The sequence below is a fragment of the Amycolatopsis sp. NPDC003865 genome, assembly GCF_053605345.1.
Genome location: NZ_JBSGJA010000003.1, coordinates 54,458 through 74,856, shown reverse-complemented (window position 1 = coordinate 74,856; position 20,399 = coordinate 54,458). Strand labels below are relative to the sequence as shown.

Annotated in this window: 17 protein-coding genes; 12 read left to right on the top strand and 5 right to left on the bottom strand. The window is 70.8% G+C overall.

The features are described 5' to 3' along the window. Nucleotide 1 precedes the first annotated feature (1 nt). The 6 genes from ACWEVP_RS08825 to hypB are packed head-to-tail and all read left to right on the top strand — an operon-like array spanning nucleotide 2 to nucleotide 3,615. Entirely contained in the window at nucleotides 2-106 is a 105-nt protein-coding gene (locus ACWEVP_RS08825; protein WP_452062026.1) for a DUF6893 family small protein, read from the top strand. Nucleotides 107-110: 4 nt separating this feature from the next. Then, on the top strand, nucleotides 111-383 hold the full coding sequence (locus tag ACWEVP_RS08820; RefSeq protein WP_452062025.1) for a HypC/HybG/HupF family hydrogenase formation chaperone: 273 nt from the start codon (nucleotides 111-113) through the stop codon (nucleotides 381-383). Between the two features lie 8 nt (nucleotides 384-391). After that, the gene (gene hypD / locus ACWEVP_RS08815) at nucleotides 392-1,519 is read left to right on the top strand and encodes a hydrogenase formation protein HypD (RefSeq protein ID WP_452062024.1); all 1,128 of its coding nucleotides are present in this window, start codon (nucleotides 392-394) and stop codon (nucleotides 1,517-1,519) included. Beyond that, nucleotides 1,516-2,592, top strand: a complete 1,077-nt coding sequence (gene hypE / locus ACWEVP_RS08810) for a hydrogenase expression/formation protein HypE (RefSeq protein ID WP_452062023.1) — start codon at nucleotides 1,516-1,518, stop codon at nucleotides 2,590-2,592. The genes hypD and hypE overlap by 4 nt, the downstream gene beginning before the upstream one ends. Further along, nucleotides 2,592-2,927: a hydrogenase maturation nickel metallochaperone HypA/HybF gene (locus ACWEVP_RS08805; protein WP_452062022.1), complete on the top strand. Its 336-nt coding sequence runs from the start codon at nucleotides 2,592-2,594 to the stop codon at nucleotides 2,925-2,927. Before hypE ends, ACWEVP_RS08805 begins: the two co-directional genes overlap by 1 nt. Beyond that, entirely contained in the window at nucleotides 2,920-3,615 is a 696-nt protein-coding gene (gene hypB / locus ACWEVP_RS08800) for a hydrogenase nickel incorporation protein HypB (RefSeq protein ID WP_452062021.1), read from the top strand. Before ACWEVP_RS08805 ends, hypB begins: the two co-directional genes overlap by 8 nt. On the opposite strand, the gene hypF is transcribed toward hypB, so the two are convergent. After that, nucleotides 3,572-5,725, bottom strand: a complete 2,154-nt coding sequence (gene hypF, locus ACWEVP_RS08795; protein WP_452062467.1) for a carbamoyltransferase HypF — start codon at nucleotides 5,723-5,725, stop codon at nucleotides 3,572-3,574. The genes hypB and hypF overlap by 44 nt on opposite strands. Nucleotides 5,726-5,880: 155 nt before the next feature. Between hypF and ACWEVP_RS08790 the strand changes: the two genes are divergently transcribed. From ACWEVP_RS08790 to ACWEVP_RS08780, 3 genes are read left to right on the top strand one after another with little or no spacing between them, the layout of a single operon-like run. After that, entirely contained in the window at nucleotides 5,881-7,785 is a 1,905-nt protein-coding gene (locus tag ACWEVP_RS08790) for a hypothetical protein (protein WP_452062020.1), read from the top strand. Continuing rightward, nucleotides 7,785-10,598 carry an ATP-binding protein gene (locus tag ACWEVP_RS08785; protein ID WP_452062019.1) on the top strand — a complete coding sequence of 938 codons (2,814 nt, stop codon included), beginning with the start codon at nucleotides 7,785-7,787 and terminating at the stop codon, nucleotides 10,596-10,598. The genes ACWEVP_RS08790 and ACWEVP_RS08785 overlap by 1 nt, the downstream gene beginning before the upstream one ends. After that, complete coding sequence (locus ACWEVP_RS08780) at nucleotides 10,595-12,430, top strand: hypothetical protein (RefSeq protein WP_452062018.1); 1,836 nt, start codon at nucleotides 10,595-10,597, stop codon at nucleotides 12,428-12,430. The genes ACWEVP_RS08785 and ACWEVP_RS08780 overlap by 4 nt, the downstream gene beginning before the upstream one ends. On the opposite strand, the gene ACWEVP_RS08775 is transcribed toward ACWEVP_RS08780, so the two are convergent. Continuing rightward, nucleotides 12,427-13,344, bottom strand: a complete 918-nt coding sequence (locus tag ACWEVP_RS08775; protein ID WP_452062017.1) for a LysR family transcriptional regulator — start codon at nucleotides 13,342-13,344, stop codon at nucleotides 12,427-12,429. The two genes, ACWEVP_RS08780 and ACWEVP_RS08775, sit on opposite strands and share 4 nt — an antisense overlap. 87 nt (nucleotides 13,345-13,431) lie before the next feature. On the opposite strand from ACWEVP_RS08775, the gene ACWEVP_RS08770 reads away from it, so the two are divergent. The 3 genes from ACWEVP_RS08770 (at nucleotide 13,432) to ACWEVP_RS08760 (ending at nucleotide 15,576) form a co-directional block, all read left to right on the top strand. Beyond that, nucleotides 13,432-14,733, top strand: coding sequence for an aspartate aminotransferase family protein (locus tag ACWEVP_RS08770; protein WP_452062016.1), 1,302 nt, complete (start codon nucleotides 13,432-13,434; stop codon nucleotides 14,731-14,733). Nucleotides 14,734-14,806: 73 nt separating this feature from the next. Then, entirely contained in the window at nucleotides 14,807-15,376 is a 570-nt protein-coding gene (locus ACWEVP_RS08765) for a hypothetical protein (RefSeq protein WP_452062015.1), read from the top strand. After that, the gene (locus ACWEVP_RS08760) at nucleotides 15,373-15,576 is read left to right on the top strand and encodes a DUF6186 family protein (protein ID WP_452062014.1); all 204 of its coding nucleotides are present in this window, start codon (nucleotides 15,373-15,375) and stop codon (nucleotides 15,574-15,576) included. Before ACWEVP_RS08765 ends, ACWEVP_RS08760 begins: the two co-directional genes overlap by 4 nt. Nucleotides 15,577-15,633: 57 nt before the next feature. Here the strand turns inward: ACWEVP_RS08760 and ACWEVP_RS08755 are convergent, their stop codons facing one another. The 3 genes from ACWEVP_RS08755 to ACWEVP_RS08745 all read right to left on the bottom strand — a co-directional run bounded on the left by ACWEVP_RS08755 (nucleotide 15,634) and on the right by ACWEVP_RS08745 (nucleotide 20,252). After that, nucleotides 15,634-16,983 (bottom strand): cellulose binding domain-containing protein, encoded by a 1,350-nt coding sequence (locus ACWEVP_RS08755; protein WP_452062013.1) that lies wholly within the window; start codon nucleotides 16,981-16,983, stop codon nucleotides 15,634-15,636. Further along, on the bottom strand, nucleotides 16,980-18,608 hold the full coding sequence (locus tag ACWEVP_RS08750) for a glycosyl hydrolase family 18 protein (RefSeq protein ID WP_452062012.1): 1,629 nt from the start codon (nucleotides 18,606-18,608) through the stop codon (nucleotides 16,980-16,982). Before ACWEVP_RS08750 ends, ACWEVP_RS08755 begins: the two co-directional genes overlap by 4 nt. Nucleotides 18,609-18,812: 204 nt before the next feature. Further along, entirely contained in the window at nucleotides 18,813-20,252 is a 1,440-nt protein-coding gene (locus tag ACWEVP_RS08745; protein WP_452062011.1) for a T3SS effector HopA1 family protein, read from the bottom strand. Between the last annotated feature and the right edge of the window lie 147 nt (nucleotides 20,253-20,399).

Here is a 20,399-nt window from a genome sequence, read left to right as displayed (position 1 = left end):
GATGAAGCGCCTGCTGTTCCTGGCCGTGCTGCTCGGCGGGGTGACCTGGCTCGCGAAGCAGCTGGAACCCGACATCCGGCGGTACCTCGAGATGAGCCGGATGTAGTGCCGTGTGCCTCGGCATCCCGGGCGAGGTCATCGAAATCAGCGAGGAGCGCCCGGACCTCGCGAAAGTCTCGGTCAGCGGCGTCAAGCGGACGATCAACATCGGCCTGCTCGAAGACGACCCGCCGGTGCCGGGCGAGTGGGTCCTCATCCACGTCGGCTTCGCACTGTCCAAAATAGACGAACAGGAGGCCGCGGCCGCCCTCGAGTTCCTCGAAAGCATCGGCAAGGCCTACGAGGACGAAATGGCCGCTCTCCTGGAATCCAGGATCGAGTAGGAGTCGTCATGCGTTTCGTCGACGAGTTCCGCGACGCCGAAAAGGCGCGGGCGCTGTCCGCCAAGATCACGGCGTTGTGCGAGCCGGGCCGCCACTACAAGTTCATGGAGGTCTGCGGCGGGCACACCCACACCATCTACAAGCACGGGCTCGAGGACTACCTGCCCGAGAGCATCACGCTGGTGCACGGGCCGGGCTGCCCGGTGTGCGTGATCCCGATGGGCCGCATCGACGACGCGATCCACATCGCCCGGCAGCCGGGCGTGCTGATGACGTCGTTCGGCGACATGATGCGCGTGCCCGGCTCCGGCGGGAACTTCTTCGACTCCAACGCCGAGGGCACCAACATCCGCATGGTCTACTCGCCGCTCGACTCGCTGAAGATCGCGCGGCAGAACCCGGACCTGCGCGTGGTGTTCATGGCCATCGGGTTCGAGACGACCACGCCGTCCACCGCGATGACGCTGCTGCGCGCGGCCGCCGAGGGCATCGGGAACTTCTCGGTGTTCGGCAACCACGTCACGATCATCCCGGCGATCAAAGCCATCCTCGACTCCCCCGACCTGCGGCTCGACGGCTTCATCGGGCCGGGGCACGTCTCGACGGTGATCGGCTGCCGGCCATACGAGTTCATCGCCCGCGACTACGGCAAGCCCGTCGTCGTCGCCGGTTTCGAGCCCCTCGACATCCTGCAGTCGATCTACATGCTGATGCTCCAGCTCTCCTCGGGGCGCTCCGAAGTGGAGAACCAGTACTCGCGGGTGGTGCCGTGGGACGGGAACATCGTCGCGTTGAAGGCCATCAACGAGGTCATGGAGCTGCGACCGTACTTCGAGTGGCGCGGCCTCGGGTTCATCACGCACTCGGCGATGGCGATCCGCGAGAAGTACGCCGCCTTCGACGCCGAGCGGCTGTTCGAAATCCCCGGCCTGCGCGTCGCCGACCCGAAGGCGTGCCAGTGCGGCGAGGTGCTCAAGGGCGTGCTGAAGCCCTGGGAGTGCAAGGTGTTCGGCACCGCGTGCACCCCGGAGACGCCGATCGGGACCTGCATGGTCTCGCCCGAAGGCGCCTGCGCGGCGTACTACAACTTCGGCCGGTTCACCCGTCAGCGCGTCCGGGAGGCGAGCCGCGCATGACCACCACCGAACGCGAGCAGCAGGTCCTGGACCGCATCGAACGGGCCCGGCGCCGGCGCGCGAAGGTGCGTGAAGAGCGCATCACGCTGTCGCACGGCGCGGGCGGCAAGTCGACGCACACGCTGATCGAGGCCGTCTTCCTCGACGCGTTCCGGAACCCGCTGCTCGAACCGCTCGAGGACTCGGCGTCGCTGGTGGTCGGCGACGCGCGCCTGGCCCTGACCACGGACTCCTACGTCGTCTCGCCGCTGTTCTTCCCCGGCGGGAACATCGGTGACCTGGCCGTGAACGGCACCGTCAACGACCTCGCCGTCTCCGGCGCGCGCCCGCTGTACCTGACCGCGGGGTTCATCCTCGAAGAAGGCTTCCCGGTCGAGGACCTGCTGAAGATCGTCGAGTCGATGAAGGACGCGGCGGTCGCGGCGGGCGTGCAGATCGTCACCGGCGACACGAAGGTCGTCCAGCGCGGCAAGGCCGACGGCGTGTACGTCAACACGGCCGGGGTCGGGGTGCTCACCCGCACGGGCCTCGGTGTGGCCACCGTGAAGCCCGGAGACGCCGTCCTCGTTTCCGGGCCGATCGGTGACCACGGCGTCACGATCATGCTGGCCCGCGGCGAGCTGGACATCGACGCCGACCTCGCTTCGGACACCGCGCCGGTGCACGACCTGGTGGCCGGGCTGCTGGCCGCGGTGCCCGGCGTGCGCGCGATGCGGGACGCGACCCGCGGCGGCGTCGCGACGATCCTCAACGAGATCGCGAAGGCCGCGGAGGTCGCCGTCGTCGTCGACGAGAAGGCCGTGCCGGTGCGCGACGAGGTCCGCGGCGCGTCCGAGCTGCTGGGCATCGACCCGCTGTACGTCGCCTGCGAAGGCCGGATCGTGGTCGTCGTGGACGGCGCTCAGGCCGCCGACGCGCTGGCCGCGTTGCGCGCGCACCCGCTCGGCGCGGACGCCGCGGTGATCGGGCGGATCACCGGCGACCCGCCCGGGATCGTGCTGCTGAACACCGCGTTCGGCGGCACCCGGATCGTGGACCTGCTGGTCGGGGACCCGTTGCCGAGGATCTGCTAGTGCACGAAATGGCGATCACGCAGTCGGTCGTCGACGCGATCGTCGCCCGGCTCGGCGAGGCGCCGGTCACCAGCGTGCAGCTGGAGATCGGGCGGTTGTCGGGCGTGGTGCCGGACAGCGTCCGGTTCTGCTTCGACGTCCTGTGCGCGGGGACGCCCTTGGCCGGCGCCCGGCTGGACATCGCCGAGCCGGCCGGCAGGGCCCGCTGCCACGACTGCGGCGCGGAGTTCGGCCTCGACGACTTCATCGTGCTGTGCCCCTGCGGCAGCGCCAACGCGGCGGTGCTGGCGGGGCGGGAACTGCGGATCACCTCGGTGGAGGTCAGCCATGTGTGACACCTGCGGCTGTTCGGACTCGGAAGTCCGGATCACCGACCACGCCCACACCGTGGTCATGGAGCAGGACATCCTCGCGAAGAACGACGAACTCGCGTCGCACAACCGTGCACACCTGCGTTCCGCCGGTGTGTTCGCGATCAACCTGATGAGCTCGCCGGGCGCGGGCAAGACGACGTTGCTGGAGCGGACGATCCGGGCCGTGGACACGCCGTGCGCGGTGATCGAGGGCGATCAGGAGACGCTGCTCGACGCCGAGCGGATCAAGGCCACAGGAGCCCCGGTCGTCCAGATCAACACCGGCGCCGGCTGCCACCTGGACGCGTCCATGCTGCACCGCGCCCTGCATTCGCTCGCGCCCGCCCCGGGTTCGACGCTGTTCATCGAGAACGTCGGCAACCTGGTCTGCCCGGCGCTGTTCGACCTCGGCGAAGCGGCGCGCGTGGTGATCCTGTCGGTGACCGAAGGGCCCGGCAAGCCGGTCAAGTACCCGCACATGTTCGCCGCGACGGACCTGGTGCTGCTGAACAAGGTCGACCTGCTGCCGTACGTGGACTTCGACGTCACCGAGTTCGAGCGGGACGTCCGGCGCGTCAACCCGTCGGCGGCCCTGCTGCGGGTCAGCGCCACCCGCGGGGACGGGCTCACCGAGTGGTACGACTGGCTACGGCGACCTGACCGAAGCTGATCCCGCCGTCGTTGGCGGGGATCCTCCGGTGGGTCAGTACGCGGAAGCCCTGGTGCTCGAGGCCTTCGACGGTCCGGTCGAGCAGCAGGACGTTCTGGAACACGCCGCCGGAGAGCGCCACCGTGCCACTGAGGTCCCGGTAGCGGTCGCAGGCCCGCACGATGGCGTCGGCCACGCCGTTGTGGAACCGGGCGGCCCGGACCGGCTTGCCGCTCGGGTCGTCGAGCAGCGCGGCGATGAGGTCCTCGCCGTGGATCTCCTCGTCGATCCGCGCGCGGTAGGCGGTCTTCTCCGCCGGGTCGGCCAGCTGTTCCAGTTCGATGGCGGCCTGGCCTTCGTAGGTGATGGTGTCCCGGACGCCGAGCAACGCGGCGGCGGCGTCGAAGAGCCGGCCGGCGCTGGACGTCAGCGGTGAGTTGAGGCCGCTGCGCTTGAGCTGCACGATGTCTTCGCGCGCCGGACGGCCCAGTTCGTCCACATAGGACGCCGCCATCCGCCACGGCTGGCGGATGGCGCTGGTGCCGCCCGGCATCGCGAGCTGTTTCAGGTGGGTGAGCCGCCGGTAGGCCGTGAGGTCGGCGAGGAGGAGCTCGCCGCCCCAGACGGTGCCGTCGGGCCCGAAACCGGTGCCGTCGAAGGCGACGCCGAGCACGGGCCCGTCCTCGCCGTTGTCGGCCAGGCAGGCGGCGATGTGGGCGTGGTGGTGCTGGACGCCGAGCACGGCGGCGTCCTGCTCGAGCGCGTACTTCGTCGAGAGGTACTCGGGGTGCAGGTCGTGCGCGACCAGCGTCGGCTCGACGGCGAAGAGGCGCTTGAAGTGCTCGATGCCCTCGGTGAACGCCGTGAACGTCTCGTAGTTCTCGAGGTCGCCGATGTGGTGGGAGACGAAGGCGTGCCGCCCTTTGGCCAGGCAGAAGGTGTTCTTGAGTTCGGCGCCGCAGCCCAGGAGGTGCTGTGCCGCGGGCTTGTGCAGCGTGACGGGCTCGGGCGCGTAGCCCCTCGAGCGCCGTTGGAGCTGCACTTCGCCGCGGGTCACGCGGACGACGGAGTCGTCGGTGCGGACGTGGATCGGCCGATCGTGGGTGAGGAAGGCGTCGGCGATGCCCTGAAGGCGGCCGAGGTCTTCGTCGCGGTACACGATGGGCTCGTCGGAGACGTTCGCGCTGGTCAGGACGATCGGCCCGGTGGTTTCCAGGAGCAGGTGGTGCACCGGCGCGTAGGGCAGCATGAGGCCGATGCGCCGGTTCCCGGGCGCGACGGCTTTGGCGAGCGCCCGGTTGGCGGGCAGCAGGACGATCGGCCGTTGCCTGCTGGTCAGCGCCCGTTCGGCGACGGCGTCGACCTCGGCGAGTTCCCGGGCCTGCGCCAAGTCCGCGACCATGACGGCGAAGGGCTTGTCCTCGCGGTGTTTCCTGGCCCGAAGCCGCTTCGCCGCTTCTTCGTGCCGCGCTCCCACGGCGAGGTGGTAGCCACCGAGGCCTTTGACCGCGACGATGGCGCCCCCTCCGAGGGCCTCGGCCGCGGCCCGGACCGGGTCGTCCGCGGACCCGAACCTCAAGGCGGGCCCGCAGGCGGGACAGCAGACGGGCTGGGCGTGGAACCGCCGGTCGGCCGGGTCCTCGTACTCCTGCTTGCAGTCCGCGCACATCGGGAAGGCCGCCATGGTGGTCTGCGGCCGGTCGTAGGGAACGCCGGTGACGATCGTGAACCGCGGGCCGCAGTTCGTGCAGTTGACGAAGGGGTACCGGAACCGCCGGTCGCCGGGGTCGCGCAGCTCCCGCAGGCAGTCGGCGCAGGTGGCGGAGTCGGCCGAGACGAGCGTGTCGGCGACACCGGGGCCCGCGCTGGCGACGATCGCGAACCCGGTGTCCCCGATCGGGGGAATTTCCCGGGTCTCGACGTGCTCGACGACGGCCAGCGGCGGCGCCTCGGCCGTCAGCGCGGCGACGAACTCCGCGACCCGCTCCGGCGGGCCTTCGGCCTCGGCGAACACACCGCGCACGTCGTTCCCGACGAACCCGGAGACGTCGATCCGCAGGCCCAGGCCGTGCACGAAGGGCCGGAACCCGACCCCCTGCACCACCCCGGCAACCCGGATCGCCACGCGCACGCGCCGGTTCACGCACCGAGTGTCCGCCCCCGGACAGGTGCCGTCCAGCGGACAGTGGCCGGATGTGGACGATCGGGGGAACAGTGTCACTTTTGTCGGCCCCCCGGGGCACAATCGTGCGGCAACCGGGCGTATGGCGGACTCCGGAGGGGCCAGTGCAGGGGCGGGACGTTGCGGTCGGCGGCACGACCGAGATGTGGGAGCGGCTGTTCGGCGCGCGCGAAACCTGGGGCTGGGAGTTCACCCCGCCCGCGCCGGTCTCCGTGAGCCCGGAGTCGGCCACCCCACCGGTCGCCGAGCAGGTGTACGCGCCACACGACTACCGGCTGCGGGAGAAGCGCAGCAAGCGCGCCTGGCTGGGGCTGCTCGGCTGGCTCGCGCTGACCGTCGTGGTGGTCGTGATGGTCGGCGGGATGATGGAGTCCGTCTCGAAGCAGGTCCCGCTGGCCGCCGAGATCACCACCAGCGTGGTGCTCGGCGTCGGCGTCCTCCTCGCGATCGTGCACTTCTTCCGGACACGGCGGCGGTTCACGGTGATGAAGCGCGGCTACGAGTCCCAGTACAACCGCGCGCTCGAGTCGTACACACAGGCGCACTTCGCGTGGCAGCAGCGGGTCGCCGAGCACGACCGGCGGGAACGCGACCGCTTCGGTTCGGCGATGCTGTGGCAGCCGGTGAAACTGGGCACCCGGCCCAACCGCGTCGACGTCTTCGGCGGGACCGAGGACGGCTGGGCGAGCCTGCTCGCCACCAGCGGCGCCGCCCAGCTGGCCGGCGGCGCGTCGATGCTGCTGCTGGACCTGACCGACATGGCCGTCGCCGACGACCTGGCGGTGGCCGCGGCCGGCAAGGGCTACGAGGTCGCCGTGCACGAGCTGCCGCGCGACCTCGGCGCGTTCGGCCTGCTCGCCGACCTCGACCCGCACGAGCTGGCCGAGGTCGTCGCCGAGGCGATGCACAACCTGAACCGCACGGCGATGGGCGCCGACCTGCGCGGCCTGCACGCCGACCTGCTCACCACCGTGGCCGAGCGGCTGACCGGTCCGGTCACGTTCAGCAAGCTCGTCGCCGGGCTGCAGGTGCTGCGCCGGGTGTACGACGCGGGCTCGGACGAAACGCTGTCGGCCGACGAGCTGCGCACGCTCAATTCCTATGTGGACACCGTCGGCAACACCGAGCAGGTGCGCAACGAGCTCATCGCGCTCGAAGGCGAGATCCGCGGGCTGGCGCGGGCCGAGCAGGCCACCGACGGCCCGCCCACCGGGTTCCGGGCGAGCTGGCCGTCGCGCGGCCTGTCCGTCGTCGCGACCCGGACCAAGATCGGACGGCACAAGCGGTTCCTCGACCACGTCGTGTTCCACCGCGCGCTGCAGGAGCTGCACTCCCGGGAGACGACCGGCCGCGAGGTGCTCGTCGTCGCGGGCGCCGACCAGATCGGGCTCGAAGCCCTGGAGTCCATGGCCCAGCAGGCCCGGCGCGCCGGCGTCCGGCTCGTCTTCCTGCTCCGGCACCTGCGCGACGACCTGCAGAAGCTGCTCGGCGGTTCCGGCAGCGTCAGCCTGCTGATGCAGCTGGGCAACGCGAACGAGGCGGCGAACGCGGCGGAGTTCATCGGCCGCGGCTTCAAGTTCGTCCTGTCGCAGCTGACCGCGGAGATGGGCAAGACGTTCACCGAAGGCAACTCGTCCAGCACCGGCGGCTCGACGGGGTCGTCCAGCAGCCGTGGTTACAGCTTCGGCGGCAGCAGCAGCTTCACCAGCGGTAGTGGCGGCAGCGGCGGCTCGTGGTCGTCCGGCTCGAACTGGAGCCGGAACTTCAGCTCGTCGACCTCGCGCGAGAGCAACTGGCAGGACACCGTCAACCAGTCGGAAGCCATTTCGCGCAGCGAAGGCGAGACGCGCGCCCGCGTGTACGAGTTCCAGGTCGAGCCGACGGCGTTGCAGTCGCTCGCGCCGACGGCGTTCGTCCTGGTCGAGGCGGGCCCGAGCGGGCGGCGGGTGGTCATGGGCGACTGCAACCCCGGCATCGTCCTGCTCGACCGGGTCGCGCTCCCCCGCTGATGTCCCCGCTCGACGGCTTCGGCTTCCACCGCCTGCTGTCGGTGCCCCGCGGCGACGACCTCGCCACGGACGCCGACCGGCCCGACGAGACCGGCGGCCGCGCCCCGGCCCAGCTGTTCGCCGCGCTCACCGCGGCCCATGCCGACCTGCGGTTCCGCGGCCCGGACGCGGCGTTCGCGGTCGCCTGGGAGCGCACGGGCGGGGCACGCGCGCTGCGTGTGCTGGTCGGCGGCCGCCCGCATTCGCCGGTCGCGCGGCCGGCCGCCGGGCCGGTGCCGATCCTGTACCCGCCGGGCAGCCTCGGCACACCGGTGCCGGCGCCGGACTGGGCCGCGCTGCCCGCGTGGACCCGGTGCACGGGCGATCACGATCCACTGTGGACACCGCAGTCCGGCTCGGACGCGCCGGGCCGCGGCGGCTTCGACGACTACGTCGCCCACCTGCCCGGCGAGTTCGTCTGGCTGGTCGTCGCCGAGCCGCTGGGCGCCGACGCCGTCGAACGCGAGCTCGTCGGCCTCGAGACGACGATCCCACGGCTGCGGCAGCGGGAGAACTCCGAGCCGGACCGGATCGCGCTGCTGCGGGCCGAAGGCCGGTACCGGGAGCTGTCGCGGGCAAAGTCCGCGGGACTGTGGACGGTGCACGTCCTGGTCGGCGGCCCGGACGAGCCGAGCACCCGCGCGGCCGCCGCGTTGCTGTGCAGCGCCAGCGACCTCGACGCGCTGCCGTACGTGCTGACGCCGGGCAGCGACTGCGTCCCGCTGGCGTCGGCGTGGAAGGGCGAGGGCGCGTTCGCGGCGACCGGCGAGTTCGTCGCGGCGATCGCACGCCCGCCGCGGCGCGAGCTGCCGGGGATCCGGCTGACCGAGCCGCCGCTGTTCGACGTCACCCCGGAGTCCGACGGCGAGATCCCGCTCGGCGCGGTCCTGGACGACGCGGACCAGCACGTGGGCGAGTTCCGCGTCGCGCTCGACACGCTCAACCGGCACACGTTCGTCGCGGGCGCCACGGGCTCGGGAAAGTCGCAGACCGTCCGGCACCTGCTGGAGGGGCTGCACACCGCGGGTGTCCCGTGGCTGGTCATCGAGCCGGCGAAGGCCGAGTACGCGGCGATGGCGGGCCGGCTCGGCCCGTCCGGCGGCGTCACGGTGATCCGGCCGGGCGACCCCGGCGCGTACCCGGCCGGGCTCAACCCCCTGGAACCGGCGGCGGGCTTCCCGCTGCAGACGCACCTGGACCTGACGCGCGCGCTGTTCATGGCGGCGTTCGACGCGGACGAGCCGTTCCCGCAGGTCCTCGCACAGGCGCTGACCCGGTGTTACACGGAGCAGGGCTGGGACCCGGTGACCGGCGAGGTCCGCGGCCGCGTCGGGCGGGTGAAGTACCCGAGCCTGGGCGACCTGCGGAAGACGGCGATCGAGGTGGTCGAGGGCATCGGCTACGGCAAGGAAGTCGCCGACAACGTCCGCGGCTTCGTCGACGTCCGCATCGGATCGTTGCGGCTGGGCACGCCCGGCCGCTTCTTCGAGGGCGGCCACCCGCTGGACGTCGCGGAGCTGCTGCGCGGCAACGTCGTGCTGGAGATCGAGGACATCGGCTCCGACATGGACAAGGCGTTCTTCATCGGCGCGGTGCTGATCCGGCTGTTCGAGCACCTGCGCGTCCACCACGTGGCCGGCTCGTCCGGGCTGAAGCACGTGCTGGTGCTGGAAGAGGCGCACCGGCTGCTGAAGCGGGCGGAGCCGGGTAGCCCGACCGAGCACGCGGTGGAGCTGTTCACGTCCCTGCTGGCGGAGATCCGCGCGTACGGCGAAGGGATCGTGGTGGCCGAGCAGATCCCGGGCAAGATCGTCCCGGACGTCATCAAGAACACGGCGTGCAAGATCCTCCACCGGCTGCCGGCCGCGGACGACCGCGAGGCGGTCGGGGCGACGATGAACCTGAGCGAGGCCCAGTCCCGCCACGTGGTGACGCTGCCACCGGGCCGGGCGGCGGTGTTCACGGACGGAATGGACCGCCCGCTGCGGCTTTCGATGCCGCTGGGTTCGGCTCGCGAGGACGCTTGTTCGGTCTCGTCGACACCGGCTCTGACGGCGCGCCGGAGTGTCGCGTGTGGACAGTCATGTCTGGCCCGGCCGTGCACTCTGCGAGAGCTGGGCGACGCGGTGTACCGCGCGGACGAGGACCCGAAGCTGGTGCTGTGGCTGGAGTTGCTGACGGTCGCGCACATCGCCGGCCGCTCGGCGCCTGCGCCGTCCGCCGACTGGATCGCGTCGCTGCACGCGAACTACGACCCACGCACGCTGGAATGCGCGGTGGCACACCGAATCCAGACCGCCGTGGACGCCCGCTACGCGGGGATCACGGAGTACAACGCGGCGGACGAGTTCATCTCCCACTTGGCCGACAGCGCCCGGCGGACGTTGGCGGGTGAGCGGGGTTGTGCGGGTCCGGAGGTCCGGTGGCAGGCGGGGAGCTACCGCTGGTACGACGTCCTGCTGGCGCTGAAGGCCGATGAACCGGACACCGGGCCGCACCCGTTGACGTCGTCGTGGGCGGACCGCGGATTGCTCCTCGAAGGTGCGACGCGCGCGGAGCAGCTGGCGGCCCTGCGCCGGCGCCCGGAGCAGTGGTCCGACGACGGGCCAACGGTCATCGGCACAACCCGGCCGACGTTGATCCTGAAGGCGGCGGCCCAGCTCAGCAACGCGAAGACGCAGACCGCCCGCGTCCAGGCGGCGACGAAGTTCCTGAACATCACGTTCCGCGCCGACCGCGTGCTGCGCTTGGACTCCGAGGGGGCCGGACGATGAACGAAACCAGCGAGGGAGCTCCGGAAGCACCGGAGCCCCCGCCGGAACCCGCGGACACGGAGTCGGACCGCCCCGAAGGCCCGGCGGAGGACGACTCGCCGGACACGGGCGACACCGCCGAGCCCGAGCCCGTGGAGAGCGACCCGCCGGACGACACCCCGGATCCGTCGTCCGACCAGGCCGACGAGGTTCCGGACGATCCCCCCGACGACGAGCCGGACCAACCGCGCGAAGACGACGCCGCGGTGGACGAGCCCGGCGCGGAGGAGCCACCGCCGCCCGAAGACCCGGACGACGTTCCGGACGATCCCCCGGACGACGAACCCGGCCCGGGCACGGAAGAAGCCCCCGACCCGGCCGAGGACCGGGCAGCCGACGACGACCCGCCGGACGACGAGCCGGACCGTCCCGACCCCGCGGACGAGCCGGATGCCGCCGAGCAGCCCGAACCGGAGCCGCCCGAGGACGACGTCGCCGACGAACGCGCCGAAGAAGCCGACCGCCGCAACGAAGACGACCTCCGCGACGACGAACAGCCGCCGGAGGACACCGACGACCGCACCGAACAGGCTGAAGACCCTGACCGCCCCGAAGACGATCGCGCCGAGGAACCCGGTCAAGCGAATCAGGAGGACACCAGCGGCGACGATCCGGACGACTTCGAGCGGGAGCGCGAACTCACCCTGCCCGGTCCGATGTGGGATGGCCCGTCGAGCACCACAGCGGCCGAATCGCGGACCGAACAGCCGGTCGTGTTCGAAGAGCCCGCGACGCTGGAGTCCGGTCCGGACACCGAGCCCGGCCGGTCACCGGAGCGAGCCGCCCGGCCCGAGGTCCCCGGTCCGCAGCAGGCTCCCCGCGAGGTGCCGGTGGTTCAGGCCCAAGAGCGGACTTCCGGCCCGTCCGAAAACGCGGACCGGGGCTCGGCGGGATCGCCCGAAGTCCGGGTCGCACCCGGCGCCGAGACGCGGACGGATTCCGGCACACGGGGTGGCGGCGACGACCCACCCGACGGCCCGGACGACCCCGGCGGACCCGGCGGACCGGAGTCACGGATCCCGGAGCTGGGGCCGAACGACTACGTGGCGGTCGTGAACGAGCGCGGAGAACTCGTGGAGAAGCAGCGCCCCGAGCCGAACGCCGCGAATTCGCCGGACAAGCCGGACCGCGACGAAACCGGCGTCGAGCGGAAAACGGAACCGGCCCTCGAACAGAAGCCGAAGGAACGGTCGTCCACGGAGCTGGCGAAGGGCGCCGAGAAGGCGGAGAAACTCACCAATGCGGTGACCGACGCCTACGGCACTCCCGGGCACACCGAGATCCACACCGGCCAGGAGGTCAGGGTCGACGCGGTGCCGGCGCCGGCGGACCACACGCTGGGCGCTTTGGCCGCCACGGCCTTCACGGCCGGCGCGATGTACGAAACCGGCCTCGACGGGCTCAAGGGCATGGTCAGTGCCTTGCGGGGAGACCAGCCTTCGATGATGCCCGAGGAACCGGCGGCACCCGAAACGGCCGAGGTTGGTTCCCCGCCCGATGACCCCGACGACCCGGACGGATCCGGCGAGTCTTCGGACGACCACGAAGCCAGGGACGAAGCCTCGGCCGAGGCCATCGAGAAGGTCGACACCGCCGCGCACGCCGCCGGGACGTTCGCCGAGTTGCTCGGCCGCGAAATGCCCCACGGTGCGGAAGCCTTCGGCGAGGTCATGCAGTCGTTCGGCGCGGCTCTCGCCGAGGCGTACAAGAACCGCGAGGGGATGCAGATCTACGTCGAGGCCAAGCTCCGGGAGGTGCGGGATCGCATCCGCGGTCAAGGGAAGAACGACTAGCTCGGCGACCGGGGACTCCACTCCGTCAGGGCCGGGAGGTCCGGCGGCTGCCGCAGCGCGTCGAGGACCACGTTCACTCCCGCCCGCAACGGTGTCCCCCGGCGCACCACCGCCGCTATCGTGCGCGTCACCGGGGAGGCCAGCTCGCGCGTCACCACCCGGTACCGGCGGTCCACCGCCAGCAGCGGCAGCAGCGCGATCGACAACCCGGCCTCGACGTGCTGCAACGTCATCAGGTAGTTGCTGAACCGGCACACCACCCGCGGCTCGAAGCCCGACTCGCGGCACAACCGCAGCGTCAGGTCCGCCATGTACGACTGCGGCATGTCCAGCGCCCACGGCGAATCCGCGTAGGCCGAGAGCGAGACGGGTCCGCGCGGCACGTCGCCGGAGGAAACCAGCACGATCGGGTCCGTCGCCAGCGGGACGATGTCGAGGTCGGGGCCCAGGGGCAGCTGGACGAAGTCGGTCGTCGTGATGATCACGTCCGCGTCGCCGCCGCGCAGGGCCGGGATGCTCTCGTGCGGCTCCAGCTCCAGCAGCTCGAGCTCCAGGTGCGGGTACGCGCCCGCCAGCCGGGTCACCGCCGGGACCGCCATCGTGTGGATCGCGCTCTGGAACGCGCCGAGCCGGACCTGGCCGACCGGCTCCTCGCCGAGGCTGCGCAGCTCCGCCTCGACCGTGTCCATGTGGTCGAGGATCGCCCGCGCGCGCCGCGCCAGCATCAGGCCCGCCGGCGTCAGCCGGACCCGGCGGCCGGTGCGTTCCAGCAGCTGGGTGCGGGTTTCCGCTTCGAGCACGGCCAGCTGCTGCGACACGCTCGACGCGCTCAAGTTCGCGTCCTGCGCCACCGCGCGGACCGTCCCCAGCGTGTCGAGCCGGCTCAGCAGCCGCAGGCGCCACGGGTTCAGCATCACCCCATTCTTGTGCGGGAGAACCGAACAAGAAAGCCGGAATCGTGAGATGGACGTGTCGCTCGGCGACGCCTTACCGTCGAACGCATGGCCGCAACCTTCTGGGACGACGCCGACCGGCACCTCGTGCGCTACGGCGGCGCCTTCACCCGCGAAATCATCGACCACGCCGAAGGCAGCTTCGTCTTCACCGAAGACGGCCGCCGCATCCTCGACTTCACCTCCGGCCAGATGAGCGCGATCCTCGGGCACTCGCACCCGGAGATCGTCGACACCGTCCGCAGGCAGGCCGCGAAGCTGGACCACCTGTTCAGCGGCATGCTGAGCCGCCCGGTCGTCGACCTCGCGCGGCGCCTCGCCGAGTCGCTGCCCGAACCGCTGGAGAAGGCACTGCTCCTGACCACCGGCGCCGAGTCCAACGAGGCGGCCATCCGGATGGCCAAGCTCGTCACCGGCAAGCACGAGATCGTCTCGTTCGCCCGGTCGTGGCACGGCATGACGCAGGCCGCGGCGAGCGCGACCTACAGCGCCGGCCGCAAGGGCTACGGGCCCGCCGCGCCCGGCAACTTCGCCATCCCCGCGCCCAACGCGTACCGCCCGGACTTCACCGACGCCGCCGGCGCGCTGGACTGGCGCCGCCAGCTCGACTTCGCGTTCGAGATGATCGACGCGCAGTCGGTCGGCAGCCTCGCCGCGTGCATCGTCGAGCCGATCTTGAGCTCCGGCGGCATCATCGAGCCGCCGCCCGGCTACTTCGCCGCGCTGCGGCAGAAGTGCCGTGAACGCGGCATGCTGCTGATCCTCGACGAGGCCCAGACCGGCCTCTGCCGCACCGGCACGTGGTACGCGTTCGAGCGCGACGGCGTCGTCCCGGACATCCTGACGCTGTCGAAGACCCTCGGCGCCGGGCTCCCCCTCGCGGCGGTGCTGACGAGCGCGGAGATCGAGCAGGCGGCCCACGACCGCGGTTTCCTGTTCTTCACCACGCACGTCTCGGACCCGCTGCCGGCGGCGGTCGGCAACACGGTCCTGGACGTCCTGCACCGCGACCGCCTCGACGAGCGCGCTCTGCAGCTCGGCTCGCTGCTGCGCCACGGCCTCGAGCAGATCGCCTACCGGCACGAAGTCGTCGGCGACATCCGCGGCCGCGGCCTGCTGGCCGGGCTGGAGCTGGTGGTGGACCGCGAAACCAAGCGCAGCTCGGACGAGCTGGGCGCCCGGGTCACCACCCGGTGCCTCGAGCTCGGGCTGCACATGAACATCGTCCAGTTGCCCGGGATGGGCGGGGTGTTCCGGATCGCGCCGCCGCTGACGGCGTCCGAAGAGGAGATCTCGCTGGGCGTTTCGATCCTCGACCAGGCGATCGGCGACGCGGTCAAGATGCTCTGAGCGCGGAATCCGCTGGCCGCGCGCCGGGTTTTTTGTTAGCAATGACAAGGACCTGTCGCGAAGGAGCTACGCCATGGCTCTCGGCTTCCGCAGTCACCCGCTCACCGTCGACCTCCCGGTCATCGCGCTCACCCTCGCGGCGATCGCGCACTGGATCCGCGGCGCACCGGCCGACGCGCTGATCTTCCTCGTCGTCACGCTGGTTCTCCTCGTCACCGAACGGCCGCACGCGGAGATCGCGGAACTCGGGGAGCCGTTCCGGGTGCCGGGGTTCGCGGTGGTCGCGGCCGGCTTGCTGGTGCTGGCCTTCGGCCGCGACAGCGTCCCGGTGGCGGTCGCGATCTCGGCGATCGGCCTGGTCGCGCTGGTCGCCGAATGGCGGGACCCGTCGCTGCCGGTGGACCGGCCGGTGCCACGCCGGGCGTGGCTGTGGTCGGCGGTCGCGCTGAGCTGGTGCGGCTGGGAACTGCTGTCGTTCGTCTACGAGCAGGCGGCGGGTGGCCTGTCGCAGACCCACCCGACGATGAGCGACCTGGTCGACCCGCTGCTGACCAGCCGGATCGTCCAGGCGCTGGCGATCACGGGCTGGCTGGCGGCGGGCCTGGCGATGCTCCGCGCGGCGGCCGCGGCGAGGCGGTCGTGAGCACGCGGGTCGTCACGGAGCTGGGGTTCGGCCTGATCGTCCTGGTCGCGATCGGGCTCGGGGTGGCGAGCCACGTGTGGCCGGAGAAGGTGCCGAAGCTGACGAGCGTCCTGGCGGTGGTGATGCGCCGGCGGAGCGCGCGGATCGCGTTCGTGCTGGCCTGGTGGTGGGTCGGCTGGCACTTCTTCGTGGGGCAGTGAGAAGGCCTCCTTGCCCACCCGGGGAGCGGGCAAGGAGGCCTTCGTTTCACGACGACGTCAGAAGCCCGCCGTCACCTTGGTGAAGTCCCAGTCGTTCTGGGCGATGCCGCTGCACGCCGACTGGACGCCGCCGCCGGGGCAGCCCCGGTCGCGGTTGACCGACCAGAACGCCAGGCGGGCGATCTTGTTCGACTTGGCCCAGTTCGTGATCTGGGTCCACGTCGACAGGTCCGTCAGCTCCTGCTGGTCGGACAGCCCGTTCATGCCCGAGATGCCCAGGTGCGCGTAGGCCGTGGCGTCGCTCCAGCCGAACGTCGACTTGAGCTTGTCCCGCAGGCCGTTCGCCGCGCTGACCGTGCTGTTGTACATGTTCGCGCCGCCGCCGAAGTCGAACGGCATGATCGTGTACACGTCCACGTTCGCGCCCAGGGCCTTCGACTGGTCGATGAGCCGGTTGCCGTAGTAGTTCGGGCCGGTCGTCGACGTGCCGAACGTCAGGATCGTCTGCACGCCCGGGTTGTTCTGCTTGACGATCTTCAGCGCGCCCAGGATGCGGTCCTGCACGGCCTCGTTCTCGAACTCGTCGGAGTTCTCGATGTCGATGTCGATCGCCTTCAGCCCGTACGCGTTGATCACCTGCTGGTAGGCACCGGCCAAGGCCGCCGACGTCGAGCAGTTCGGCCCGAGCTTGTTGCCGCTCCAGCCGCCGAACGACGGGACGACCTGGCCGCCCGCCGCCTTGATCTGCGAGATCGCGGTGGCGTCGGCGCTGCCCGACAGCGGACGGCTGCTGTCCCACGCCGGGTTGCAGCCACCGGAGGCGTTGATGAACGCCATGGTGAACCACTTGACCCCGGTCGCGTTCATCACCGTCTGCGGGTTCGGCGGGCTGCCCCAGCCCATGTACAGGTAGGGCGCGCCCCGGCCACCCGCCGGCGGCGGCGTGGTGGTCGTCGGCGGGGTCGTCGTCGTAGGAGGCGTCGTGGTCGTGGGGGGTGTGCCCCCGGCGGCGCACGAACCCCCGTTCAGCTTGCAGTTCGACGGCGCGACGTACGAGCCGGAGTACGCCACGTTGAACCCGAAGCTCGCGCTACCGCCGTTGGCGACGTTGCCGTTCCACGTGTTCTTCACCGTGACGTGCTGGCCGGACGCCGTGTAGCTGCCGTCCCACAGCGACGAGATCTTCGCGCCGCTCGGCAGGTCGAACTCGACGGTCCAGGTGGCGAGCGTCGAGCCCGAGCCGTTGGCGATCGTGTACTTGCCTTCGTACCCGGTGCCCCAGTCGGAGCCCTTGGAGAAGGTCGCGGACACCCCGCCCGCCGCGTTCGCGGGCGCGATCACGAACATCGCGCCGATCGTGGCGGCCGCGGCCGCCAGCCCGAGCGCGGGCAACCACCGGCGCCTCACGACAGGCCGTTCTTCATCGCGGTGATGAGCTCGCCGCCCGTGGTGTCACCGGTCAGCTCCCAGAAGAAGGCGCCGCCGAGACCCTGCTGCTTGGCGTAGGACATCTTGCCGCCGATGGTCGCCGGGGTGTCGTAGCTCCACCAGTTGCTGCCGCACTTGGCGTACGCGGTGCCGGCGAACGTGCCGGTCGACGGGCAGGTGTTCTTCAGGACCTTGTAGTCCTCGATGCCCTGCTCGTAGGTGCCCGGCGCGGGGCCGGTCGCGGTGCCACCCGGGGTCGACTGCGTGACGCCGGTCCAGCCGCGGCCGTAGAACCCGATGCCCAGCAACAGCTTGCTCGACGGGACGCCCTTGCTCTTCAGCTTCTGGATCGCCGCGTCGGAGTAGAAGCCCGGGGTCGGGATGCCGCTGAAGTTGGTGAGCGGCGAGTGCGGAGCCGTCGGGCCCTGCGCGGCCCACGCGCCGAAGTAGTCGTAGGTCATCACGTTGTACCAGTCGACGTACTGCGCGGCGCCACCGTAGTCGGCGACGTCGAGCTTGCCGCCGTTGCTGCCGTCCGCGGTGATGGCCGAGGTGATGAGGAACGACGAGCCGAACTTCGCCCGCAGCGCGCCCATCAGGTTCTTGTAGGCCGCGGCACCGCTGGTGTCACAGGAAAGGCCGCACGCGTTGGGGTACTCCCAGTCGATGTCGATGCCGTCCCAGATGTCCGCCCAGCGCGGGTCCTTCAGCAGGTTGTAGCAGGACTGCGCGAACGCGGCGGCGTTCTGCGAGGCCTGGCCGAAGCCACCGGAGTAGGTCCAGCCGCCGAACGACCAGATCACCTTGAGGCCCGGGTGCAGCTTCTTCAGCTTGCGCAGCTGGTTGAAGTTGCCCGCGACCGGCTGGTCCCAGGTGTCGGCGACACCGTCGACGCTGCCCGCGGCGTCGTAGGTCTTCTGGTAGTCGGCGTACGGGTCGTCGTTCGCGGTGCACTGCCCGTTCTTGACGTTGCCGAACGCGTAGTTGATGTGCGTCAGCTTGCTCGCCGAGCCGGACGTCTCGATGTTCTTGACGTGGTAGTTGCGGCCGTAGACGCCCCACTGCACGAAGTAGCCGACGTTCTTCAGCCCACCCGGCGGAGGCGGCGTGGTGGTGGTCGTCGTCGGCGGCGTGGTCGGGGTCGTGGGGGTGGTGGTCGGCTGCGTCGGGGTGGTCGGCGTGGTGGTCGGGGTGCCACCACCGGCGTCGCAGGAGCCGCCGTTCAGCTTGCAGTTCGCCGGTGCCGAGTAGGTGCCGGAGTAGGCGACGTTGAAGCCGAAGCTCGCGGTCGAGCCGTTGCCGACGTTGCCGTTCCAGGTGTTCTTGACGGTGACGTGCTGGCCGGACGCGGTGTAGCTGCCGTCCCAGAGGGACGAGATCTTCGCGCCGGACGGGAGGTCGAACTCGACCGTCCAGGCGGCCAGCGTCGAGCCGGAGCCGTTGTTGATCGTGTACTTGCCTTCGTAGCCGGTGCCCCAGTCGGAGCCCTTGGTGAAGCTGGCGCTGACGCCGCCGGCGGCGCTGGCCGGAACGGTCACGAGACCGATCGCAAGTGCGCCGACCGCGGTGAACAAACCGAGGAGGTGCCATCTCTTTCTGGACATCGCTCTCCCTTGAACCAGGTGCGGGGAACGGCGGAGCACCGCGGGGGACCGAGGCGGTGTTTTCGTACCGTTTGCGAAGACGTTACGTGGTCCAGACCAATTAGGGAAGCACAACCACGGAGAGTGGCGAACGGTGGGTGACCAGCCGAGACGTTCGCGTGTTCACTGGTCCAGTCCAGTTACGGAAAGCAGCGACCGCGCTCGTCAGGAGTGTTCCTTTTCCTTCTCTTCCCCGTCCTCGTCCCGGGTCTTCTCCCGGACCATGCCGAGCACCCGAAGGGCGCTCGGATCGGCCGGACCCTGCCGGGCCGGGTCGGCGAGGTCGATGCCCGCGCGGGCGAAGTACTCCGCGACGAGCGACTGGAACAGGTCCAGCCGGCCGCCCGCGTCCTGGATGGCCCGCACGACCAGCGTGGAGCGGTAGGTGGAGAACGAGAACGAGCCGAAGTCGATCTCGTGCCGATCCAGTTCCTCGCTGGTCATCGCCTGGGCTTGCTTCTCGGCCATGCCCACCAGGTCACTGTTGGGTGGTTCGTCGCCGACGCCGACACCGGGCAGCAGACAGCGCGTCAAGCGGGGCACCTCGTCGACGAAGTGGCCGGCGTGGCGGGACTGGTAGTCCCTGAGGGCGCCGACCACCGCCTGCTCGGCGCCGGGGTGCTCGGTCGAGAGGTAGATGACGATGACGTCCCGCACCGTCATGGCCCGCGCGTGGTCGGCGAGCTTGACCCAGATGACGCCGGGGATCGAGTCGATGTGGTCCTTGACGAACCGGTAGACGTCCGCGACGTGCCGCGGGTGCGGGTTGAGGTAGAGCCGGCTCCGCGGCGAGCCGCCCTTGTTGCCGAGCATGAGCGGGTAACCGTTGCGCGAATCGGCGGCTTGCTCCTTCGGCGTGGAACCGAGGAGGTCCTGCTCGGCGAGCGCGTCGACGTACTGGCCGGCGGACGGGACCCGCATCGCCCGCTTGGCGTCGGACTTCTTGTAGAAGTCGTCGTAGAAGTGCGCGGCGTCGATTTCCCCGCGCTGCCACTCGTGCCACATTTCCATCAGCTGACGCCGGGCGCCCTCGGGAAAACGGGCCCAGGTCGCCGGCTCTCGCTTCTTTTCCGGGGCGCGCTTGACGAGCTTTTCACGGGTCGCGTTGATGAGGTCGGCCGAAGGGGCGAAACCGCCACCCTTCGGCGGAGCAATCTCCTGCTTGCCGGGTTTCTCGGCCGGCGCCACGGTTTCGCCGTACTTCAGGTCCAGCCGCGTCCGGAGATCGGAGAGAACGTCGAGCGGCTTCCCCTCGCCGAGCGCGCGGTACAACGCCGCCAGGTACTCGTTCCGCTCCGGCAGCGGCACCTTCGAGCCGACCGGAAAGCCGCTCAGCAGGTTCCAGAGCCCGCCCTCGCTGGTGGAGAACGCCTTGATCCGCTTCTTGGCGGCGGCGGCCAGCTTCTTGTCCGCCGCCTTCAGGGCCTTGAGCCGGCTCTCGTCCCCGCCGGAAAGCCGAACCCGCTGCACGACGAGCGACGCCACGGCCGCGTTGCCGGCGAGGTGGTTGAGCCGCAGCAACCCCGCGACGTCAGGGTGGGGCGCGGGGGTGACCGGCGGCCGGCGGGACACCCGCTCGCGGTCGTCAGGCCGGTGGGCTTTCACGATGACCCGCCTCCCGTCGCCCCGGGTCCACGGTTTTCGCGTCGGCACCGAACCCGGTGATCGTTCAACGGTGGCACGGGACGAGCGAGCGGACCACCGGTGCGCGGGCAATCCCACGGGCAGCGTCGGCTGCCCTCGCACACGGGA